At 63.4% G+C, this 17,991-nt stretch carries 20 protein-coding genes; 10 read left to right on the top strand and 10 right to left on the bottom strand.

Annotated elements, in window-relative coordinates; genetic code table 11:
* The 4 genes from AAC029_RS12940 to AAC029_RS12925 all read right to left on the bottom strand — a co-directional run bounded on the left by AAC029_RS12940 (position 1) and on the right by AAC029_RS12925 (position 4,708).
* Positions 1-945 (bottom strand): hypothetical protein, encoded by a 945-nt coding sequence (locus tag AAC029_RS12940; protein WP_339748443.1) that lies wholly within the window; start codon positions 943-945, stop codon positions 1-3.
* 87 nt (positions 946-1,032) lie between these two features.
* On the bottom strand, positions 1,033-2,115 hold the full coding sequence (locus AAC029_RS12935) for a DUF2336 domain-containing protein (protein ID WP_339748441.1): 1,083 nt from the start codon (positions 2,113-2,115) through the stop codon (positions 1,033-1,035).
* 111 nt (positions 2,116-2,226) lie between these two features.
* Entirely contained in the window at positions 2,227-2,613 is a 387-nt protein-coding gene (locus AAC029_RS12930) for a PAN domain-containing protein (protein ID WP_339748439.1), read from the bottom strand.
* 73 nt (positions 2,614-2,686) lie between these two features.
* Positions 2,687-4,708: an EAL domain-containing protein gene (locus tag AAC029_RS12925; protein ID WP_339748437.1), complete on the bottom strand. Its 2,022-nt coding sequence runs from the start codon at positions 4,706-4,708 to the stop codon at positions 2,687-2,689.
* 368 nt (positions 4,709-5,076) lie between these two features.
* Here AAC029_RS12925 and AAC029_RS12920 point away from each other — a divergent pair, with 368 nt between their 5' ends.
* Positions 5,077-5,958 (top strand): ion transporter, encoded by an 882-nt coding sequence (locus AAC029_RS12920; protein WP_339748435.1) that lies wholly within the window; start codon positions 5,077-5,079, stop codon positions 5,956-5,958.
* On the opposite strand, the gene AAC029_RS12915 is transcribed toward AAC029_RS12920, so the two are convergent.
* The gene (locus tag AAC029_RS12915; protein WP_339748433.1) at positions 5,880-7,865 is read right to left on the bottom strand and encodes a PBP1A family penicillin-binding protein; all 1,986 of its coding nucleotides are present in this window, start codon (positions 7,863-7,865) and stop codon (positions 5,880-5,882) included. The two genes, AAC029_RS12920 and AAC029_RS12915, sit on opposite strands and share 79 nt — an antisense overlap.
* A gap of 92 nt (positions 7,866-7,957) precedes the next feature.
* Between AAC029_RS12915 and AAC029_RS12910 the strand changes: the two genes are divergently transcribed.
* Positions 7,958-8,416 carry a YcgN family cysteine cluster protein gene (locus AAC029_RS12910; protein WP_339748431.1) on the top strand — a complete coding sequence of 153 codons (459 nt, stop codon included), beginning with the start codon at positions 7,958-7,960 and terminating at the stop codon, positions 8,414-8,416.
* 413 nt (positions 8,417-8,829) lie between these two features.
* Here the strand turns inward: AAC029_RS12910 and AAC029_RS12905 are convergent, their stop codons facing one another.
* A complete protein-coding gene (locus AAC029_RS12905; protein ID WP_339748429.1) occupies positions 8,830-9,159 on the bottom strand; it encodes a GIY-YIG nuclease family protein in 330 nt (109 codons plus the stop codon).
* A 228-nt stretch (positions 9,160-9,387) separates the two neighbouring features.
* Between AAC029_RS12905 and AAC029_RS12900 the strand changes: the two genes are divergently transcribed.
* The 6 genes from AAC029_RS12900 (at position 9,388) to AAC029_RS12875 (ending at position 14,615) form a co-directional block, all read left to right on the top strand.
* Positions 9,388-10,092 carry a hypothetical protein gene (locus AAC029_RS12900; RefSeq protein WP_339748427.1) on the top strand — a complete coding sequence of 235 codons (705 nt, stop codon included), beginning with the start codon at positions 9,388-9,390 and terminating at the stop codon, positions 10,090-10,092.
* Positions 10,046-11,296 (top strand): terminase family protein, encoded by a 1,251-nt coding sequence (locus AAC029_RS12895; RefSeq protein WP_339748733.1) that lies wholly within the window; start codon positions 10,046-10,048, stop codon positions 11,294-11,296. Before AAC029_RS12900 ends, AAC029_RS12895 begins: the two co-directional genes overlap by 47 nt.
* A 192-nt stretch (positions 11,297-11,488) precedes the next feature.
* On the top strand, positions 11,489-12,541 hold the full coding sequence (locus AAC029_RS12890) for a phage portal protein (protein ID WP_339748425.1): 1,053 nt from the start codon (positions 11,489-11,491) through the stop codon (positions 12,539-12,541).
* Positions 12,538-12,777, top strand: coding sequence for a hypothetical protein (locus AAC029_RS12885; RefSeq protein WP_339748423.1), 240 nt, complete (start codon positions 12,538-12,540; stop codon positions 12,775-12,777). The genes AAC029_RS12890 and AAC029_RS12885 overlap by 4 nt, the downstream gene beginning before the upstream one ends.
* Before the next feature lie 176 nt (positions 12,778-12,953).
* On the top strand, positions 12,954-13,382 hold the full coding sequence (locus AAC029_RS12880) for an HK97 family phage prohead protease (RefSeq protein WP_339748421.1): 429 nt from the start codon (positions 12,954-12,956) through the stop codon (positions 13,380-13,382).
* A 15-nt stretch (positions 13,383-13,397) separates the two neighbouring features.
* Entirely contained in the window at positions 13,398-14,615 is a 1,218-nt protein-coding gene (locus tag AAC029_RS12875; RefSeq protein ID WP_339748419.1) for a phage major capsid protein, read from the top strand.
* On the opposite strand, the gene AAC029_RS12870 is transcribed toward AAC029_RS12875, so the two are convergent.
* Together AAC029_RS12870 and AAC029_RS12865 are read right to left on the bottom strand one after the other, a co-directional pair.
* A complete protein-coding gene (locus tag AAC029_RS12870; RefSeq protein ID WP_339748417.1) occupies positions 14,612-15,160 on the bottom strand; it encodes a hypothetical protein in 549 nt (182 codons plus the stop codon). The two genes, AAC029_RS12875 and AAC029_RS12870, sit on opposite strands and share 4 nt — an antisense overlap.
* Positions 15,157-15,507 (bottom strand): hypothetical protein, encoded by a 351-nt coding sequence (locus AAC029_RS12865; RefSeq protein ID WP_339748415.1) that lies wholly within the window; start codon positions 15,505-15,507, stop codon positions 15,157-15,159. The genes AAC029_RS12870 and AAC029_RS12865 overlap by 4 nt, the downstream gene beginning before the upstream one ends.
* 45 nt (positions 15,508-15,552) lie before the next feature.
* Between AAC029_RS12865 and AAC029_RS12860 the strand changes: the two genes are divergently transcribed.
* Together AAC029_RS12860 and AAC029_RS12855 are read left to right on the top strand one after the other, a co-directional pair.
* Positions 15,553-16,131 carry a phage head-tail connector protein gene (locus tag AAC029_RS12860; RefSeq protein ID WP_339748413.1) on the top strand — a complete coding sequence of 193 codons (579 nt, stop codon included), beginning with the start codon at positions 15,553-15,555 and terminating at the stop codon, positions 16,129-16,131.
* Positions 16,128-16,535 (top strand): DUF3168 domain-containing protein, encoded by a 408-nt coding sequence (locus tag AAC029_RS12855; RefSeq protein WP_339748411.1) that lies wholly within the window; start codon positions 16,128-16,130, stop codon positions 16,533-16,535. Before AAC029_RS12860 ends, AAC029_RS12855 begins: the two co-directional genes overlap by 4 nt.
* On the opposite strand, the gene AAC029_RS12850 is transcribed toward AAC029_RS12855, so the two are convergent.
* Both AAC029_RS12850 and AAC029_RS12845 read right to left on the bottom strand, forming a co-directional pair.
* On the bottom strand, positions 16,516-17,121 hold the full coding sequence (locus tag AAC029_RS12850; RefSeq protein WP_339748409.1) for a hypothetical protein: 606 nt from the start codon (positions 17,119-17,121) through the stop codon (positions 16,516-16,518). The two genes, AAC029_RS12855 and AAC029_RS12850, sit on opposite strands and share 20 nt — an antisense overlap.
* A gap of 223 nt (positions 17,122-17,344) precedes the next feature.
* A complete protein-coding gene (locus tag AAC029_RS12845) occupies positions 17,345-17,962 on the bottom strand; it encodes a hypothetical protein (protein ID WP_339748407.1) in 618 nt (205 codons plus the stop codon).
* Between the last annotated feature and the right edge of the window lie 29 nt (positions 17,963-17,991).

Raw genomic sequence — 17,991 nt, 5'->3', positions numbered from 1 at the left:
CTAACTGCTGACCGCCGAGGTGGTTGCGACCGTACTGGCCGCGATCGCGGCCATCATGGCGGCTTGGGCGGCGATCACTGCGGCGAGCGCGCTGGCGCTGCGGGCAGGGTCCTGGCCATAATCGTCGAAAGCGATCAGGCTTGCCAGCCGGGTGCGGCAAAAGCCCATCGATGTCAGATGGTTCGGCATCGTCTTCTCGATCTGGCCAATCTCGGCCAGATCGGCAGGAGACCGGCCGGAGGCGGCCCATTCCATCGTCAGTGAGCGATCACTGCGCCTGCGCAAATAGCGGTCGGCGCGGCGAGCGTCCTCAAGTGCGTTGAAGCGGGCCAAGACCATTTCCGGTGCCTGTTCGAGCAGGACGCACTGCCGGGCGCCCTCGCGGCGATGGTCACGGGCGCGGCGGTCGGACGCGAAAATGGCTTCGGCGTGCTCACGTGCGGCCCTGACCGCGTCAGGACGGGTGCCGGCAAGGACCTGAGCGGCGGCGAAAGTGTCCGTGATCGCATCGTCTGAACGCCACCAAGGTGGCCGCAAGGCCCGTTTCATCTCGAAGAAAGCCCGCACTGTTTGTGGGCCAGCCTCGCCGAGGCTGAGGAGAAGGGCGGCGCGCGATCCGCCGGCATGCAAAGCGCCGGTCTTCGATGCCGCACGCTCGTCGCGCAAGGCTGCGCGGGCGCCCATAAAATGGCTGACCTCGACAGTGTGGGCCGCCAGCATCGCGGCATAGACCCAGCGCATCGCTCCGCTGGGTGCCTGAAAGCCGCCCAGTGCCGATTTCAAAGCCTCATGGCGCGCCTTCGTCGCGGCGACGAGCGAGCCGACATCACCGGACCCATGGGCGTGCACGACGGCCGCGAAGGCGGCAGCCTGACGGTCGGGGCGCGGTGTGCTGGTGCGCAAGGCGTCATTGAGAGCGAAAAACCGGTCGAGGGATTGTGTCATGCGGGCAAGTCCTTTCACTGTAAGGCATCAGCCTAGCACGTGACGGGAATTGCTCCTGCAGGGACAGGCTGCGCCGGCGTCCCGCTCTCAGGCGGCGACATCACGGCGCATGCGCCAAAAGCGCATCGCGCGGGCGGCGTCTTCGACCGTGATGCGGTCATAGAGCAGACCCAGATCCTTGGCGTCGCGGAACGCGTCCTCGGTGGCAGTGCTGCGGAGAACGGCGAGGGTGACGAACAGGGCCTTGTCGAACCCGGCCGAGCGGCAGATCAGGGCCAGCGGGTCGATGCAGTCCTGTTCGATGGCGCGGCGTGCTGCCACCAGGTCAACATTGGTCAGTTCGGCGAAGGCGACTTGGAACTTGGTCATCGCGCGTTCGCGCAGCAAGCGGGCCAGCAGAGCGCCGTCGAGTAACTTGCGGACGGCCATGGCGCGGACGTATTTTCGCGCCTCCTCAAGGTCCTTGTCCTGACTTATACGCTCGCCCAGGCGCGCGTGTGAGGCCGCCAGGGCCTGCTCCACCAGGGCGGGCTCCATGCCTTCGAACCGTTCCAGAATATGGTCGCGCAAATGGTTCTCGACCGTCAACATCAGATCGCCGAGCAGATCGGCTGGCGTGTCCTTGCGTTTGACGATCGGGGCTCGCAGGACTTTGGATTGTTCGGCGCGTTCTGTGACGGTCTCGAAAGTTTTGCGCGATAGCTGGGCACCATCATTGCGGATCAGCACCGCGATTGTCTCGTCATCGCCGCGACGCACGATCGTATCGGACAGGCGTTCGGAAACCAGTTCGCGCCGCGAGATCGCCTTGAGTTGAGGTTGGGCACCCAGTTCGGCAATCGATAGCAGGTCGGCCTCACTCAGCGCGGTCGAGCGCGCGAGGATCGGCGCGGCGACCTCAATCGCATCGCGTGCCAGCTGGAGCAGCATGCCGGCGGGTGCGTGCGGGGCATCGGCGAAACGTTCGGCGAGTTCGGCGCGGGCGCCCTGCGCCGTTTGCTCGGCAAGGGTGCTGAGAACGCAATCGAATTCCTGCGACAACGCGCTTTCGCGCTCCGGAGCTTCGTCGAAAAACATGTCCGTGACTTCGCGCAACAGGGTCCGCCGGCGATCGCTCGACCGCTCCTTGGCCAGGTCGAGGAGGCTGCTCAGCTTGCTGATTACGGCCATGAAGGCATTCCCCAAGGTCTCGTTGGCGGGTGGTCAGAGGCGATCATGCCAGCGGCAGGTAAAAATTTCCTGTCCGAGACTGATCAAATTGCGCCGGGTCGGCGGTGAAACTCAGTGAGGTCCGGGCAATGTCGCTCGCAGCGCGGTAATTTCGCGCGGGCTTGGAGGGCGTTCGGCCGCGGCCTCGATCCGGGTTGCGATATCGCTCGCCAGGCCAGTTACGCGTTGTGGGGCGGGTCTGGGCGTCGGTGTCGAGGCCAGCAGGGCGCAGCGGCTATCGACATCGTCCAGCCCGGCCGGCGTGAAGGCCCAGGACCGGCATTGGCCGTCTTCATCGCAGAGCGCGGCACACATGGCCGGCGTTCCCTGGATCAGGCTGATGCGTTGATATACCGAGCCGGTGCGCGTCCAGCCGGTCAAGACGTCACCGCTCTGCGCCGGTGCTGTGGCGGGGATGCAAAGGGCGAGAAATCCAGCGAAGGCGAGACGGGTCAGCATGACTGGAGTGTGCGGCCGACGGGCTAACAAATGCTTGCTGTCCAGCGGGCCGCGACCCGTGCCGATGTTCGGCTCAGCGACGGCGGGCCGGAAATTTTGCTATCGTCGAGCTTGCTGGCCGGACCGGGTCGAATTTTTCCACGCCGCGCGCTTCGGCGTCCAGATAAGGCGCCACAAGATCGGCCTCCATCGGCTTGCCGAAAATATAACCCTGAATATACCGTGCCTGCATGTCCTTGAGTAGATTGAGTTCGGCTTGGGTTTCGACGCCCTCAACAACACAATCCAGATCGAGAGAGTGACCGAGATTGATGATTGTCCTGACGATCTTGCTCGCCGAGGCGTCCTTCAGCAGGGGAGTGACAAAGGATCGGTCGATTTTGATTTTGCTGACCGGCAGCTGGTGCAGATAGCTGAAACTGGAATGGCCGGAGCCGAAATCATCGAGCGCCAGCTTGCAGCCGAGCGCCGAAATGCGCTCGATCGAGCGGCGCGCTTGGTCGATATCGGTCATCATGACCGTCTCTGTGATCTCGAATTCGATCCGCGCCGGCTCGATCCCGCTCCGCTTTACCAAATCCAGAATTTCGTCGACCGCGACCGGCGACATTAAATCATGACCGGACAGGTTAAACGATACACTCAGTTCGCCGGGCCAAGCCTTGAAGGCGTCCAGTGTTTTGCGAAGCAGAATTTGGGTGATTTTCCGGATCAGTCCGGACGCTTCGGCGGCTTTGATGAAAGAGTCTGGACTGACCGGGCCAAGAACCGAGCTGTTCCAGCGGCCGAGCGCCTCAAACCCGTAGGTGCGGCCCAGCTCCAGATCGTATTGCGGCTGGAAAACGACCCGCAGTTCGGACTCGAGCGGGCAGGCGCGCAGGGCTTGGTCGATCCGCCCGGCGCTGAGCATGTCGGTCTCATGGTGTGAGCCGAATACGACAGCCTCGCCGCGCGTTGTCTGCTTGGCCGAGGTCAGGGCGAAATCGCCGCGTTCCATCAATTGCCGGATCGAGAGGTCGGGGCGGTCGCAGACGACCAGCCCGATCGAGGCGGTAATATTGGCCCGGATGGCATTGATGGCGTAGGGCTCGCTGAGATTTTTACACAGGCTCTGGCCGAAGGACTCGACGCTGGTTGTGAGGCGGTTGCGGCGAACCAGGATGGCAAATTCATCGCCGCCGAGGCGGGCGAGTATGCTCTGACGCGGGGCAATGGCGGTGAGCCGCCGACCGACTTCGCCCAGCAACTGATCGCCAACGGAATGACCATAGGCATCATTGACCGGCTTGAACCCGTCCAGATCGATCAAGGCGAGCACACTTTCCGAATCGGTCGACCGCCGCCTGGCAAGTGCGGTTCCGAAACTGTTGAAAAAGCTAAATCTGTTGGCCAGCCCTGTCAGGTGATCGCGTTCGGCAAGTTCGCGAGTCTGGCGCGTCAGCTCTTCGGCCTTGGCCGCCAAGCTCTCGGCCTTCGCCCGGTGTTGGTCTGACTCCATACGGGCCTGGACGGCGCGAAACACGGTTCCGCGCATCAGGTTTGCCATGCCGGTCGCGGCGATGCCGGCCGCAACGGCGAGGAACAGATACTGGACCAGCATGTCAGGAGCATAGGTGGCGATGAAGCCCATCATCGTTGCGAGCGTGATCGCGACGATGGGAATCATGGTCCGCATGCTGATGCAGGAGGCGGCGAAAGTCGGCATCGCCAGGATGAAGTAGATCAGGTTTTCCGGCTGGAAACGGAAAGACATATGCACGGCAATATTGGTCAGCACGATCGCGCTGGCGGCGATGGTGTACAACTCGATCGACAGCTTGCGGCAGGTGTGACGGCTGGCCCGGTACATTATCCAGCCGGACACCGCTGAGGACCCGATCAGGCCCAGCATGGTGGAATGTTCCCAAAACGGATAGTGGTGCGGTGGAAAGACAATATAGGACAAGCTGAGCAACGTATAATACAATGACATCGCCAGCAGGAATCCCCGCACGACGGGCCGGAAGGCGATCGCCAATTCACGGTCGATATCCCCGGTCACCGTCAAAAGTTTGGCGGACCGACGGTCTGGGTAATGCAACCGTTCAATGGGCATAAAAATTTCCTGCTACTCAAGAGCGTCCAGTGGGCGCAGCTCGTCCTTAAGGTCCGGCTAAAGCTGGGCTTTTTTCCGCTCGGGCTGCGGCGGGATGTCGCCGGGTCTCGTGTGCAGAAAAATCGGCTGCGCTGGGGGTTGGCAATAAAAGCGCAGTGAAAAGAGTGAGTTGTGAGATTTTGGTGCGCCGGGACAACCAGATTGACGTGGCCCGGTTTCGCAATCGGCGGCGCTCATTTTTTATGCGCCGACCGTATTTTCGTGTGTAATACACCGCTTGGCGTGATGCAGCCGCAGCGCCAAGCGGCTCAAATCGACGTTGACTTGCTGCTCTCTGGGGTTAGGAAGCAGGCGGTGACGGGGGCCCCATGACAAGTACAGAAAACGGGATAACGGCGCGGTTGACCGCCTTTGTCGAGAGCGCGGCGTTTCGCAATTCGATCATGGCGGTGATCCTGATCAATGCGCTCGCGCTGGGTCTCGTTACCCTGCCGTTCGATCCGCCCTGGTTTACCGATATCCTGCCGCTGATCGACCAGATCGTGATCGCGATCTTCCTCATTGAGCTGGCGTTGAAGCTGATCGCCTATCGTTTGCGTTTTTTCACCTCCGGCTGGAACTGGTTCGACCTGATCGTGATCCTCGTCTCGGTCGTGCCGATGGCGGGCAGTTTTTCGGTTTTGCGCTCGCTGCGCATTTTGCGCGCTTTCCGCCTGTTCTCGGTGATGCCGCAAATGCGCAAGGTGGTCGAAGCCCTGCTCAACGCAATTCCCGGCATGGGCGCGGTGATCGCGGTGCTCGCCCTGATGTTCTACGTCTCCTCCGTGATGGCGACCAAGCTGTTCGCCGTGACCAATCCGGACCGGTTCGGCACGTTGGGCGATAGCGCGTTTTCGCTGTTCCAGGTGATGACGCTGGAGGGCTGGGCGGCGGATCTCGCTTTGCCGGTGATGGAATTCCATCCCTGGGCTTGGGCGTTTTTCCTTGTCTTCATCGTGCTGACCAGTTTCGCCATCCTCAACCTCTTCATCGCCATCATCGTCGACAGTTTACAGTCAAAACACTTCGACGCGGACGAACAACGTGATGTTGAGGTCGGTGAGGACGTGGTCGAGCTGCAAAGCGAGATCGCGGGCCTGCGCGGTGAGATTGCGGCGCTGACGGCGCTGGTTCAGCGATCCCTGGAAGCGCCGCCGCCGGATGATGCGTCGGCGAGCAGATCGTCGAAAGCGCCCGACAGTTCGGAATAAAACGCCGCCAGCCGCTCTTCACGTTCCGAGCGCGCGCGTGGTGCCGGAGCGCTGAGCGCGTGGACCGGGATGCCTTGATGCACCTGTGTCATGTAGTGCTGCCAGATTGTCGCCGGCAGGCCGCCGCCGGTGACATTGCGCATCGGGCTGTCATCATCATTGCCGACCCAGACGCCGGCGGTGTAGTCGGCGGTGAAACCGATGAACCAGGCGTCGCGGAAGGACTGGCTGGTGCCGGTCTTGCCACCGGCGCGGCGGCCGCCGGCCAGGGCGGCGCGGTGACCGGTGCCGGATATTACCACATCCTGCAGCATCGTGGACATCGAGCGCGCAATCGCCGGGGTGATGACCTGCGGCGCGGCGATGGCGGGGTGCTCATACAAGACCTCGCCGCGTGAATTGGCGATGCTCTCGATGAACCAGGGATCGAAGCGCTGGCCATCGCGCGGAAACACCGAATAGACCGCCGTTAATTCCAGCAAATTGACCTCGGCCGCCCCGAGCGCGATGGCGGGCAGTTCCGGCAGCGGCGAGGCGATGCCAAGCCGGTGACCGGTCTCGACAATATGGGGCAGGCCAACATCATCGGCGACCTGAACCGCGACGGTATTGATCGAGCGGCGCAGTGCTTCCTGCAGCGTCACCAGACCGCGATAGCCGCCGGAGAAATTCTCGGGCTCCCAGCCGTCCAGATCGACCGGCTCGTCCCATACCGCCGATGAGGGGTCGTAGCCCGCTTCGAGCGCTGCCGTGAACACGACCGGTTTGAAGGCCGAGCCGGGCTGGCGCTGGGCCTGGATGGCGCGGTTGAACTGGCTGACCAGATAGTCGCGCCCGCCGGCAAAGGCACGGATCGCCCCATCCGGTGCCAGCAAAACAATCGCCGCCTCGCTGGCATTGACCGCGGCGCCATCGCTATCGAGCACGCCGGCAATAGCGTCGCGGGCCGCCAGGGTCAGCGCCGGATCGATCGTGGTGCGGATCACCAGATCGGGTACATCGTCGGGCAAGAGCCGGGCCGCTTCCAGCACCGCATAATCAAACACATAGCCCCAGGTCACACCGGCCTGCGGATCGAGACTGGCCGGCACCGGCACGCCCGGATTGGCGACCGCCTCGGCGCGTTCTTCCTCGGTGATGAAACCGGCCTCGAGCATCGCGGCCAGCACCTGTTCGGCGCGCGCTTGGGCGGCGACCAGATTGACGGTCGGATCAAGCCGCGACGGCGCCTTGGGCAAGGCCGCCAGCATCGCCGCTTCGGCCAGGGTCAGATCAGTCGCCGGTTTGGAGAAATAGCGATGCGCCGCCGCTTCGACGCCGAAGGCACGGGCGCCGAGATAGATCCGGTTGAGATAGAGCTCGAGGATCTCGGTCTTGGTGAGGTTTTCTTCCAGCGACCAGGCGAGGCGGATTTCCTGCAGCTTGCGCCGCAAGGTCCGCTCCGGGGTCAGGATCAGATTCTTGACCAGCTGCATGGTGATCGTCGAGCCACCCTGCACCGAATGTCCGGCGCGAAGATTGACCGACAGGGCTCGCACCACGCCGCGATAATCGACACCGTCATGCTCGTAAAAGCGTTGATCCTCGATCGCCAGGAAGGCCTGCGGCACGTAAGCTGGCAAGGCATCGAGCGACACGGCGCGCGCATAAAGCGGCCCCCGCACGGCGAGGACATCGCCATGGGTGTCCAGCACGGTCACCGAAGGCTCCAGCCGCACCGACCACAGCTCCGCCGCCGAGCCCGGCGCCGGTGGCAGGTCGTGAAACGCCCAATTCCACACCAATGCCGCCGCGATCAGCATGCCGAGCAGGCTGACAACAGTCACGCTGGCACCGATGATGAGCGTGCGCCGCTGTCGCTGCTGGCGCTCCATCATGTGATCGGCGCGATACGGCTCGTTGAACATGCTATAGCCACCCGAAATCCGGACCCGCCGTAACGCGCAGGTCCGCAGCAAACTCTAGGCCCGCACAAATGGGCCAAATTCAGGCGACAGACATGACACAGCCCTTCTGGAAAACGAAAACATTGTCGCAATTGAGCAAGCCCGAATGGGAGTCGCTCTGCGATGGCTGCGGCAAATGCTGCCTGATCCAGCTCGAAGACGAAGACTCAGGCCTGCGCCTGCACACCGACGTCACCTGCCGCCTGTTCAACGCCGACACCTGCCGCTGCGGCGACTACACCAACCGCAAAGCCCGCGTCCCCGACTGCGTCATCCTCACCCCGAAAAACGTCACCGAATTGGAATGGATGCCCCAAACCTGCGCCTACCGCCTGATCGGCGAAGGCAAGGACCTCTATGACTGGCACCCCCTGGTCTCCGGCGACCCGATGAGCGTCCACAAGGCTGGCATGTCGATCAGGAACCAGGTGATCTCCGAGGATGATGTCGATCCGGAGGACTGGGAAGACCGGATTGTGGAATGGCCGGGTGAGGGGGATGAGGAGGAGTAGGTTCTGCTCTTCTCACTCTCTCATCACCTTTCCAAAATAGTTTCCTCTTCCCCCGGATTTATTCCGGGGCCTGCCGGAGGGGAAATGAGCTTGCACTGGGAACCTCAGCAGGCCCCGGAACAAGTCCGGGGGAAGAGGTGTTGTTGGTGGGGATGGATTTTCTTGCGGGCGTCGCGCTGAGTCGTCGGTTTCCATATCCCAACCAAAACAACGTCCGCCTATCTCCCAAAAACACACAGTATCTTCCCCCGGAGGAGCGCGCAGCGCGACTTCCGGGGTCTGCCATCGTTAGGGAGTCTGGCTGGATTTCCCTCTGGCAGGCCCCGGAATAAATCCGGGGGAAGAGGTGTTGTTGGGGAAGAGGTGTTGTGGAGAAGGCGGGAGCTTTCAGACGCCGAAATCGTGCGCATCGCTCACACCCCATAAGGCGGCGGCAATGGTATCGCTTCATCTTCGGTGATCTGGAACCATAAATCTTTCCAGCCGGGATTGCCGGCTTCGATCAGATTGAATTTCCACTCGCGACGATAACGCTTGAGTTGATGCTCGCGCGCCCAGGCGGCTTCCCAATTGTCCTGGTATTCGAAATAGACCAGCTGTTTGATGTTGTAGCGGCGGGTGTGGCCGGGGATGGCGCCGGTGCGGTGCTGCCAGACGCGCCAGACCAGATTCTTGCTGCGCCCGACATAGAGCGCGCCGCGCGGGCGGCTGGCCATGATGTAAACGGCTTCCGGTGTTTGCATGCGAGAATAGTATCACAGGTTGTGATTTGTTTCACGCTCAACTTTATTGAAATGCGTGATTTCCCCCACTGGGAGAAAATGCACGCCCAACCATCATTACATCTTCCCCCGGATTCATTCCGGGGTCTGCCGGAGAGGAATCGAGCTCGCGCCCTCACCCACAGCAGACCCCGGAATTCGCGCTACGCGCTCCTCCGGGGGAAGATGTTGTGTGGGTTGTGGGGGGTATTGGCCAAGAAACGTCGCCATTTCCCACCCGCCACCGCCGAAACCACCCCAATTGCGGGGATAACCTCCCGCCTATCCACGCCGCCGCGAATAATTTCCCCAATGCCGGCAGGCGCTAACGCCGCCAAACCCACAAACAATCCGACCGGAACAGTCAGCCGCCTAATATTCGGCATGACCCAAGAACCCGAAAAAACCGAGCCAGACGAACCGACGGAAAAGGCCCCACAGAGGCGCCGCGATCTGCCGGACTGGTATCCCTACCTTCTGCTGCGTGAGGGCGGGAAGACGGCGGCGGTGGTTGCGGCGCTGATGGAGGTGTCGGTGTCGCGGGTCAATGCGCGGGCCGGTGAGTGGCGCGCGATGGGCGCGGCCAAACGCGAAAAAATTCGTGAGGCGGCGTTGCGGCGACGACGGCTGGAGGCTGAGACCGAATATCTGATCGGCGATCCGGCCAAGGCGGTCAAACTGGCCAATGCCTATACCGCCCTGCGCCGCGCCGAACGCGAGGAAAGGATTGCACAGATGGAAACCCGAAATGCCGCCACGCCTGGCGAGAACAAGGAGGCGAAGTTGAGCGATGCCGAAGTCGAATTGCTGCGCGCCGATCTTCGACGTCGATACATTCCTGAACTGCCCGCCCGAGCAGAAGGTTCTGATGCTGGAAGCGGCGACGGAAAGTCAGCTGCTCGAACTCGCGAGTGACTTTCACGGCACCGGCACGCCCGCCCAACTCCCGCCGCCCGGCGATTGGCTGATCTGGCTTTTCCTTGGCGGGCGCGGTGCGGGCAAGACACGCGCTGGCGCTGAATGGGTGCGGGCCCAGGTGAAGGCCGGCGTGCGGCGCATCGCGCTCGTGGGGCCGACTTTCAATGATGTGCGCGAGGTGATGATTGACGGGCCTTCGGGGCTGGCGCGGATCGGGCTGGAGAGCGAGCGGCCGCGCTATGAAGTCTCGCGCAAGCGGTTGATCTGGCCCAACGGGGCGGAAGGCTATGCGTTTTCCGCCGAGGATCCGGACGGGCTGCGCGGGCCACAATTCGAGATTGGCTGGGGCGATGAATTTGCCGCCTGGGCTGAACCGCAAAAGACGCTCGATACCCTGCGCATGGGGCTGCGGCTTGGCGATAAGCCGCGCCTGGTGCTGTCGACGACGCCGCGGCCGATCCCGGCGCTCAAGGCCCTGATGAAGGCTGAGGGCGTGGTGGCGACGCATCAACCGACCTCGAGCAATGCCGCCAATCTGGCACCGGGCTTTCTCGCCGCGATGCAGGCGGCCTATGGCGGCTCGGTTCTGGGGCGCCAGGAGATTGAAGGCCTGTTGATCGATGATCCGGCCGGGGCGCTGTGGCGCCGGGCCGATATCGAGGCCGCGATTGTCGTTGCCGCGCCTGAGCTCGACCGCATCATCGTCGCGGTTGATCCACCGGCCACCGGTGGGCCGCGCTCGGATGAGTGCGGCATCGTGGTTGCCGGCGCGGCCGGCGAGGGCGCTTCGCGGCGCGCTTATGTGCTGGCCGACCGCTCTTTTGGTCCCGCCATGCCGGCCGATTGGGCCCGCGTCGTGGCGGAGAGTTTCGAGGCCTTTGCCGCCGATGGCCTGGTCGCCGAGGCCAATCAGGGCGGCGAGATGGTGAGGTCGGTGCTGCAGGCGGCGTCGAGCGGATTGCCGGTGCGGCTGGTTCATGCCAGCCGTGGAAAACATGTCCGCGCCGAGCCGGTCGCGGCGCTCTATGCGGCGGGCCGCGTTTTTCATACCGGCCATTTTGCGGCCCTGGAGGATCAGATGTGTGCCTTCGGTGCGCCTGGCGGCGGACCTGGCAGCCCCGACCGGGTCGATGCGCTGGTCTGGGCCGTGACGGATCTTTTGCTGGAGACGCGGGCGGGGCCGAGGCTGCGGCGGCTTTAGCGTCCAAGCGCTCAAACCAAAAACTCAAATTCAAGAGCTCACCTTCTCCAAAACTATCACCTTCCCCCGGATTCATTCCGGGGTCTGCCGGAGCTTTGAGAAAAATCTCCACCCTCAGGCAGGCCCCGGCACAAGGCCGGGGGAAAAGGGTTGAGTGTTGAGAATTTCAATCCATCCGAAAAGGAGCCCCCCATGTCCAACTGGTTCAGCCGGCTGATGGGCCGCGAGGCGAAGGCGGTCGTGCCGCCAGGGTTGGTGGCCCTTCAGTTTGCCAGCCGAGCGCTGTGGTCGCCGCGCGATATTCCGGCGTTGATGCGTGAGGGGTATGAGCGCAATGCGATCGTGCATCGCTGTGTGCGGTTGATCGCCGAGGCGGCGGCAGCGGTGCCGCTCAAGGCGTCGGACCCCAGGGCGCAAAAACTGATCGATCACCCCAATCCGGACCAGTCCGGACCCGAGTTGTGGGAAAGTTTTCAGGGTTTTCTACAGCTGGCTGGAAATGCCTATCTCGAATTGGCGAGCCTTGAGGGTGAGCCGCGCGAACTGTTCGTTTTGCGCCCGGATCGCCTGCGTGTACTGCCCGGTCCACATGGCTGGCCGCAGGGCTGGGAATATGCAGTCGATGGCCGAAAACGCCTGTTTGAGCGCGACCGGGCCACTGGCCGCTCGCCGGTTTTCCACATCAAGCTGTTTCACCCCGGTGATGATTATTACGGCCTCTCCCCGATCCAGGCGGCGGCGCGCGCGCTCGATCTGCACAATGCCGGCGGTGAATGGGCCAAGGCCTTGCTCGACAATGCGGCGCGGCCGTCGGGCGCGCTGGTCTTCAATGGCGGCGATGGCCGGATGAGCGAGGACCAGTTCGACCGTCTCAAGCACGAGCTCGCCGAGAGCCATGCCGGGCCCGCCAATGCCGGCCGGCCGATGCTGCTCGAAGGCGGGCTCGACTGGAAGCCGATGGCGCTGTCACCGGCGGATATGGATTTCACCCAAGCGCGGCGCGAAGCGGCGCGCGAGATCGCGCTCGCCTTCGGCGTGCCGCCGCTTTTGCTCGGTCTGCCGGGCGACAATACCTACGCCAATTACCGTGAGGCCAATCTGGCCTTCTGGCGCCAGACCGTCTCGCCGCTGAGCCGCAAAATGGCGCGCGCTTTGGCCGTCTGGCTGCGGCCCTGGTTCGGGCCGGACCTCACCATCGAGGCCGATGAGAGCGGCGTGCCCGGACTGAAGGAGCTGGAACAATGAGCGAGATGCGCGACTGGCATCTGCAGCGCCAGGTGACGCTCGGCGTCGTGCTGGCGCTGGTGCTGCAAACCTCCGGCGCCCTGGTCTGGTTCGGCCGCGTCGGCGAACGCCTCGATCAGCTCGAACGCGATAATGCCCGCCAGAGTGCGTTGGCGGAACGCATGGCCGGGCTGGAGGCGGAGATGCGCTTGGCGCGCGAGAGCCTGGTGCGGATTGAGCGGCGGATGGAGGAATAGGGGGGGCTTGCCCTCTCCGTCTCTACGGAAAACCAGAAACCACCTTCCCCCGGATTCATTCCGGGGCCTGCCGGAGCTTTGAGAGAAATCTCCGCCCTCTGGCAGATCCCGGAATTCGCGCTGCGCGCTCCTCCGGGAGAAGGCGCTTTTGTTTGAAAAACATAACGAGGCCCACCATGCCCCAAACCCTGCTGATCGAGGGTCATGCCAGTGTGTTTGATCTCGCTGATCTGGCTGGCGATGTCGTGCGCCGCGGCGCGTTCGCGGCCAGCCTGCGTCATCGCCAAAACGTGCCGATGCTGTTCCAGCACGAGGCCTCCGAGCCGGTCGGTGTCTGGCGTGAGCTGCGTGAGGACCGGCGCGGGCTTTATGTGCGCGGCGAGCTGCTGGCCGAAGGGCCACGCGGGCGCACGGCGCTGTCGCTGGTGCGCTCCGGCGCGATTGATGGCCTGTCGATCGGCTTTCGCACCAAACGCTTTTCCGGCCGCTCCCCGCAGGGGCGCGAGCTGATTGAACTGGATCTGTGGGAGGTCTCGATCGTGACCTTCCCGATGCTGCCGCAGGCCCGTCTGCGGCTTCTTCCCCAACCGGCCATCGCGGCCTGAGACACAAGGATCATCATGACCAAGGAAACCAAGATGAGCCCGGTTACCGGCGAAACCCGGGCCGCGCTCGGCGAAGTGCTCGCTGCCTTCGAGGCCTTCAAACAGGCCAATGACCAGCGCCTCGGCGAGATCGAGGCCAAAGCCTCTGCCGATATTTTGCTCGACGAGAAAGTCGCGCGGATCGACGCGGCGCTGACCGGCCAGAAATCCGTGCTCGACCGGCTTTTGCTCGGCGAAGCACGGCCCGGCCTGTCGGGGACAAACGGCACGGCGGAGGACGCCGCCTGGTCGCGCTATATGCGGCGTGGTGATCTGGCCGGGCTGGCGGAGGCCAAGTCGCTCTCGGCGGGATCCAATGCCGATGGCGGCTATGTCGTCCCGGCCGAGACCGAGGCGCGCATTGACCGGCTCCTGATCGAAGCCTCGCCCATCCGCGCCATCGCTTCGGTGCGCCAGACGTCGGCATCGGTGTTCCGCAAACCGGTCTCGCGCGGCGGTGCCGCATCGGGCTGGGTCGCGGAGACGGCGGCGCGGCCACAGACCGGTGCGCCGAGCCTGGATCTCTTGGATTTCCCCTGCGCCGAGCTTTACGCCATGCCGGCGGCAACGCAGCAATTGCTCGATGATGCGATGGTCGACGTCGATCAATGGCTGGCGGAAGAAGTGCGCGATGTGTTCGCGGTACAGGAGAGCGCGGCGTTTGTATCGGGCGATGGGGCGGACAAGCCCAAAGGGTTTCTCAGCTATACCAAGGCGCTCGATGGTACCGAAGCCTGGGGCGAGATCGGCTATGTGCCGACCGGCACCGATGGCGCATTCGATGCCGGCGATCCGGCCGATGCGCTGATCGATCTGATTTATGCCCCCAAGACCGGCTATCGCGCGGCGGGGCGTTTCGTGATGAACCGGCGCACGGTCTCGGCGGTGCGGCGCTTCAAGGATGCCGACGGCAATTATCTCTGGCAGCCGTCTTTAAGCGAGGGCGGCACCTCGACCCTGCTCGGCTATCCGGTCACCGAGGCGGAAGACATGCCGGACATTGGTTCCGACAGCTACTCGATTGCCTTCGGCGATTTCGCCAAGGGCTATCTCGTGCTCGACCGCCAGGGCGTCGAAGTCTTGCGCGACCCGTATTCGGCCAAGCCCTATGTATTGTTCTACACCACCAAACGTGTTGGCGGCGGGGTGCAGGATTTCGCGGCGATCAAGCTGTTGAAGTTCGGGGTTAGCTAGTCGCGAGGGCGGGACCTTCTCCCGGACTCCATCCGGGAGAAGGTCTCCGGCTTCCTTTGCGGCAACCGGTTGCTTATCAGAGCAGTGAAGGCGATCCAGAAAATGAAAAATATCAAAGCGGGAAGCAGGATTGCCAGTGGAAGATGAAAGGCCGGCGTCAGGATAAAAACAACAATGCCGGTGCCTATCAAGGAGTACAGGAAGCCCAAGACGCGACCGATGCCCGGGCCATGATAACGTCCCCAAAAAACCTGCCAGGCCGGCAGCGCATCTGCCATTTCGATACTGGCGAAACGGGCACTGCCGATCAGGTAGAACCAATGTGCCGTGATCGGGGGCAGATTGAGCCGCTTACGGGTGAAATGCCGGAACACCGGGAGCGAGAGCGCCAGGAGTACAATGCTGAGGGCCATTGGCCCGACAAGGCTGAGCCTGAAATCTGGGTAAAGGCGCATCGCCAAGGTCGTCAGGGTGACCGTCAGCGCGATCGCGCAGAAATGTGCAACGACCTCGGACCAGAATGGCTTGGCCATGTCCTCCGTCATTTCCGCCCGATCTCCCTTTGCACCGCTTCGATCAGCGCCCGCTCGGCCGCCTCGCTGACGGCATCGCCGGCCTCGGTGCCGTGCGTTGCCTCGACGCTGGGCAGATCGAAGAAGACCCGCCGGATATAATTCTCGACCGGCCGCATCCAGACCGCCGTCCCGACCAGGCCGGGGATCAGCCAGACCAGCACGACTGATTTGGCCGCCATCATCGGCGGATCAATCAGGCCGACGGCGGTGAAGCCGTAAAATACCAGCCCATAAGCCAGCGCCATGGCTGGCAGGCCGCACAGGGCGAAGGCCAGGATCCAGGCCTGCAGCGCGTTGAGCCGGCTCGCGGCATTCATCGGGCGTGGCTGTGAAAATCGACATTCATCAATGCGGAGTCCGTCATGTCTCTTTCCCTCGTCACGCCGCCGGCGGCCGAGCCGATCTCGCTCGATCAGGCCAAGGCGCGGTTGCGCATATCCGACAACAGTCAGGATGCGCGTCTGACGCATTTGATACGAAGCGCGCGCCAGCGTGTCGAGGGGGATACGGGGCGTGCCTGTCTCTCCCAGACCTGGCTGGAGCGGCGCGACGCTTGGGATGGCGATGGCCGGCTCTGCGCGTTTGGCACCCAGTTCAAACTTCCCAAACCGCCGCTGATCGCCATCGAAGCGATCACCACCTATGCCGCCGACGACACGCCGACGAGCCATGACCCGGCGGATTTCTTCATCGACACACTGTCCGAGCCGGGCCGTCTGGCGCTGCGTCCCAATGGCCAATTCCCGCAGCCGGGCCGCAGCGTCGGCGGCATCGAGATCCGCTTCACCTGCGGCTATGGCGCGACGGCCGAGGATGTGCCGGCACCGCTGGTGGAAGCGATCGGCCAGCTGGTCGAGGCGATGTTTGAAGGCGGGCTCGATGTCGGAACCCCGGCCTCGGTCAAGGCGCTGCTGACGCCCTGGTGGAGGATATCGCTATGAGCGCGCCCGACGCCGATCTGATCGCAGCGCTGACCGCAGCGATGCTCGCCGACGGCGCCGTGCAGGCCGTGCTCGGCGATCCGGTGCGGCTCCATGCCGAGCGCTCGCATAGCGCCGCTTACCCGCATGCCAGCTGGGGCCGCTCGGAAACCCTGGCGCGCGACGCCGATGACGTCACCCTGATCGAACACCGGGTCAGCCTGGAAATCTGGTGCCGCGATAGCGACGCCCACGCCATCACCGGCCAATTGCGCGAAGCCCTGCGCGGGCTGGATCCGGTCCTGCCCGCCCCCTGGACGCTGGTCCTGCTGGCCCCGGCCTATAGCGATGTCTTCGCGACGCGGGATCGGCGCGTGAAGCGCGGGCTTATTCGGTTGAGGGCGGTTATGGGGCGGGTGGGGTAGTGGCCAAGCGTTGAATGGCGGCTCCTCTCGACACGCGCAACGCCAATACAAGAAATAGCGGGAGGACGAGGAGCGACGTATCGGCGCCATCGCGCACCAAGGCAAACCCACCGGCGCCTGCCAGGCCCAGTATCAGACTACCGGCTCCGAGTCTGATCATTCGCGGTTTCAAGCGCTCATTCGGTCGCCCCCGCAATGCACGTAGAATTTCAAGAAAACCGATGAAGGCTAGCATGCAGAGCGAGGATAACATTGTGACGAGATAGAACCGTTCCCCCCAGCCACCTGGCATCCATGAGAGGGCAGCGAGGGAGGCGCTGATGAGGACCGGCACCATGGCCCAGGCGGCAAATTCCCGCCAGTTGAACGGCGGGCGAGGCGGTTCTTCCACCACGATCTGCGAACCGGCAATGCCCAGTCGCATCGCAGCGATGATCACCACAATTATCGAGGCCATCGCAATCATGCCGAAGGCGGCAAAGTTCAGCAGGATCAACGCACCTAATGAGACCGCGAAGCCGCCAGCCATGATGGCGTAATAGAGCCGCATTCTCGGTTGGGTGCGGTCTTCGGTGCTGCTGGACATGCTCGTCTCCGCCTTGCGCATACGTACGGGTTTACCGGGCGCATTCTCGTTGAAGTTGAGCGGATTGGCCAGATGGAAATTGCCGGGCGCGCTTCCAGCCGCCACCCCCTAACCACACCACATTTTCCCCCGGAGGAGCGTAGCGAATTCCGGGGCTTGCCGGAGGGTGGTGATTTCTCTCACTGCTCCGGCAGGCCCCGGCACAAGGCCGGGGGAAGAGGTGTCAGGGTTTTGTAGGGGGCGCAGGTTCGCGTTCGCGACGTTGAAGCAGACCGTAGGTGCCGCTGGCGCCGAAGGACAAGAGTGCGATCACAATCAACAGGCCGAGGGGCATGTCGGGAAGGTCGAACCGGCCGCTCTGGGTGGCCAGGAAATACAAAGAACCTGCCATGACCACCGCGCCGACAACCAGAATCGAAAACCTGATGGCGAGCGGGATCGGCCTGTGTTCGGACCGCGTTGCCCAGCTGCGTCGAAACTCTCGCACGAGCGAACCGGTCAGATAGCCGACCATCAGATAGATGGAGGCGAACATGAAGAGGTTTGGCCATGGCGCCGGTAGTCTTCGGACGAAGACCGCGCCGGTGGCGATGACCGCGCCGAAACCGGCGGCGACCGCAAGACCGATGAGCGCCTGTTTCCCGGCCACCGGCGGCCGCGCCATCGCCGCGTCGTCGTCCACCACGATCTGCGAACCGGCAATGTCGAGCCGCGCGGCGGCGATGATCACGACAATTGTCGAGGCGACGGCAACAAGCGCAAAGGCCGTCCAGCTCAGCAGGAATAACGCGCCGACCGAGGCCGCGAAGCCGCCGGCCATGATGGCGTAATAGAGCCGCATTCTCGGTTGGGTGCGGTCTTCGGTGCTGC

Source organism: uncultured Maricaulis sp. (genome assembly GCF_963975345.1).
Lineage (GTDB): Bacteria > Pseudomonadota > Alphaproteobacteria > Caulobacterales > Maricaulaceae > Maricaulis.
The sequence above is the reverse complement of the archived record's forward strand: the minus strand, read 5'-3'. Positions and strand labels throughout refer to the sequence as shown.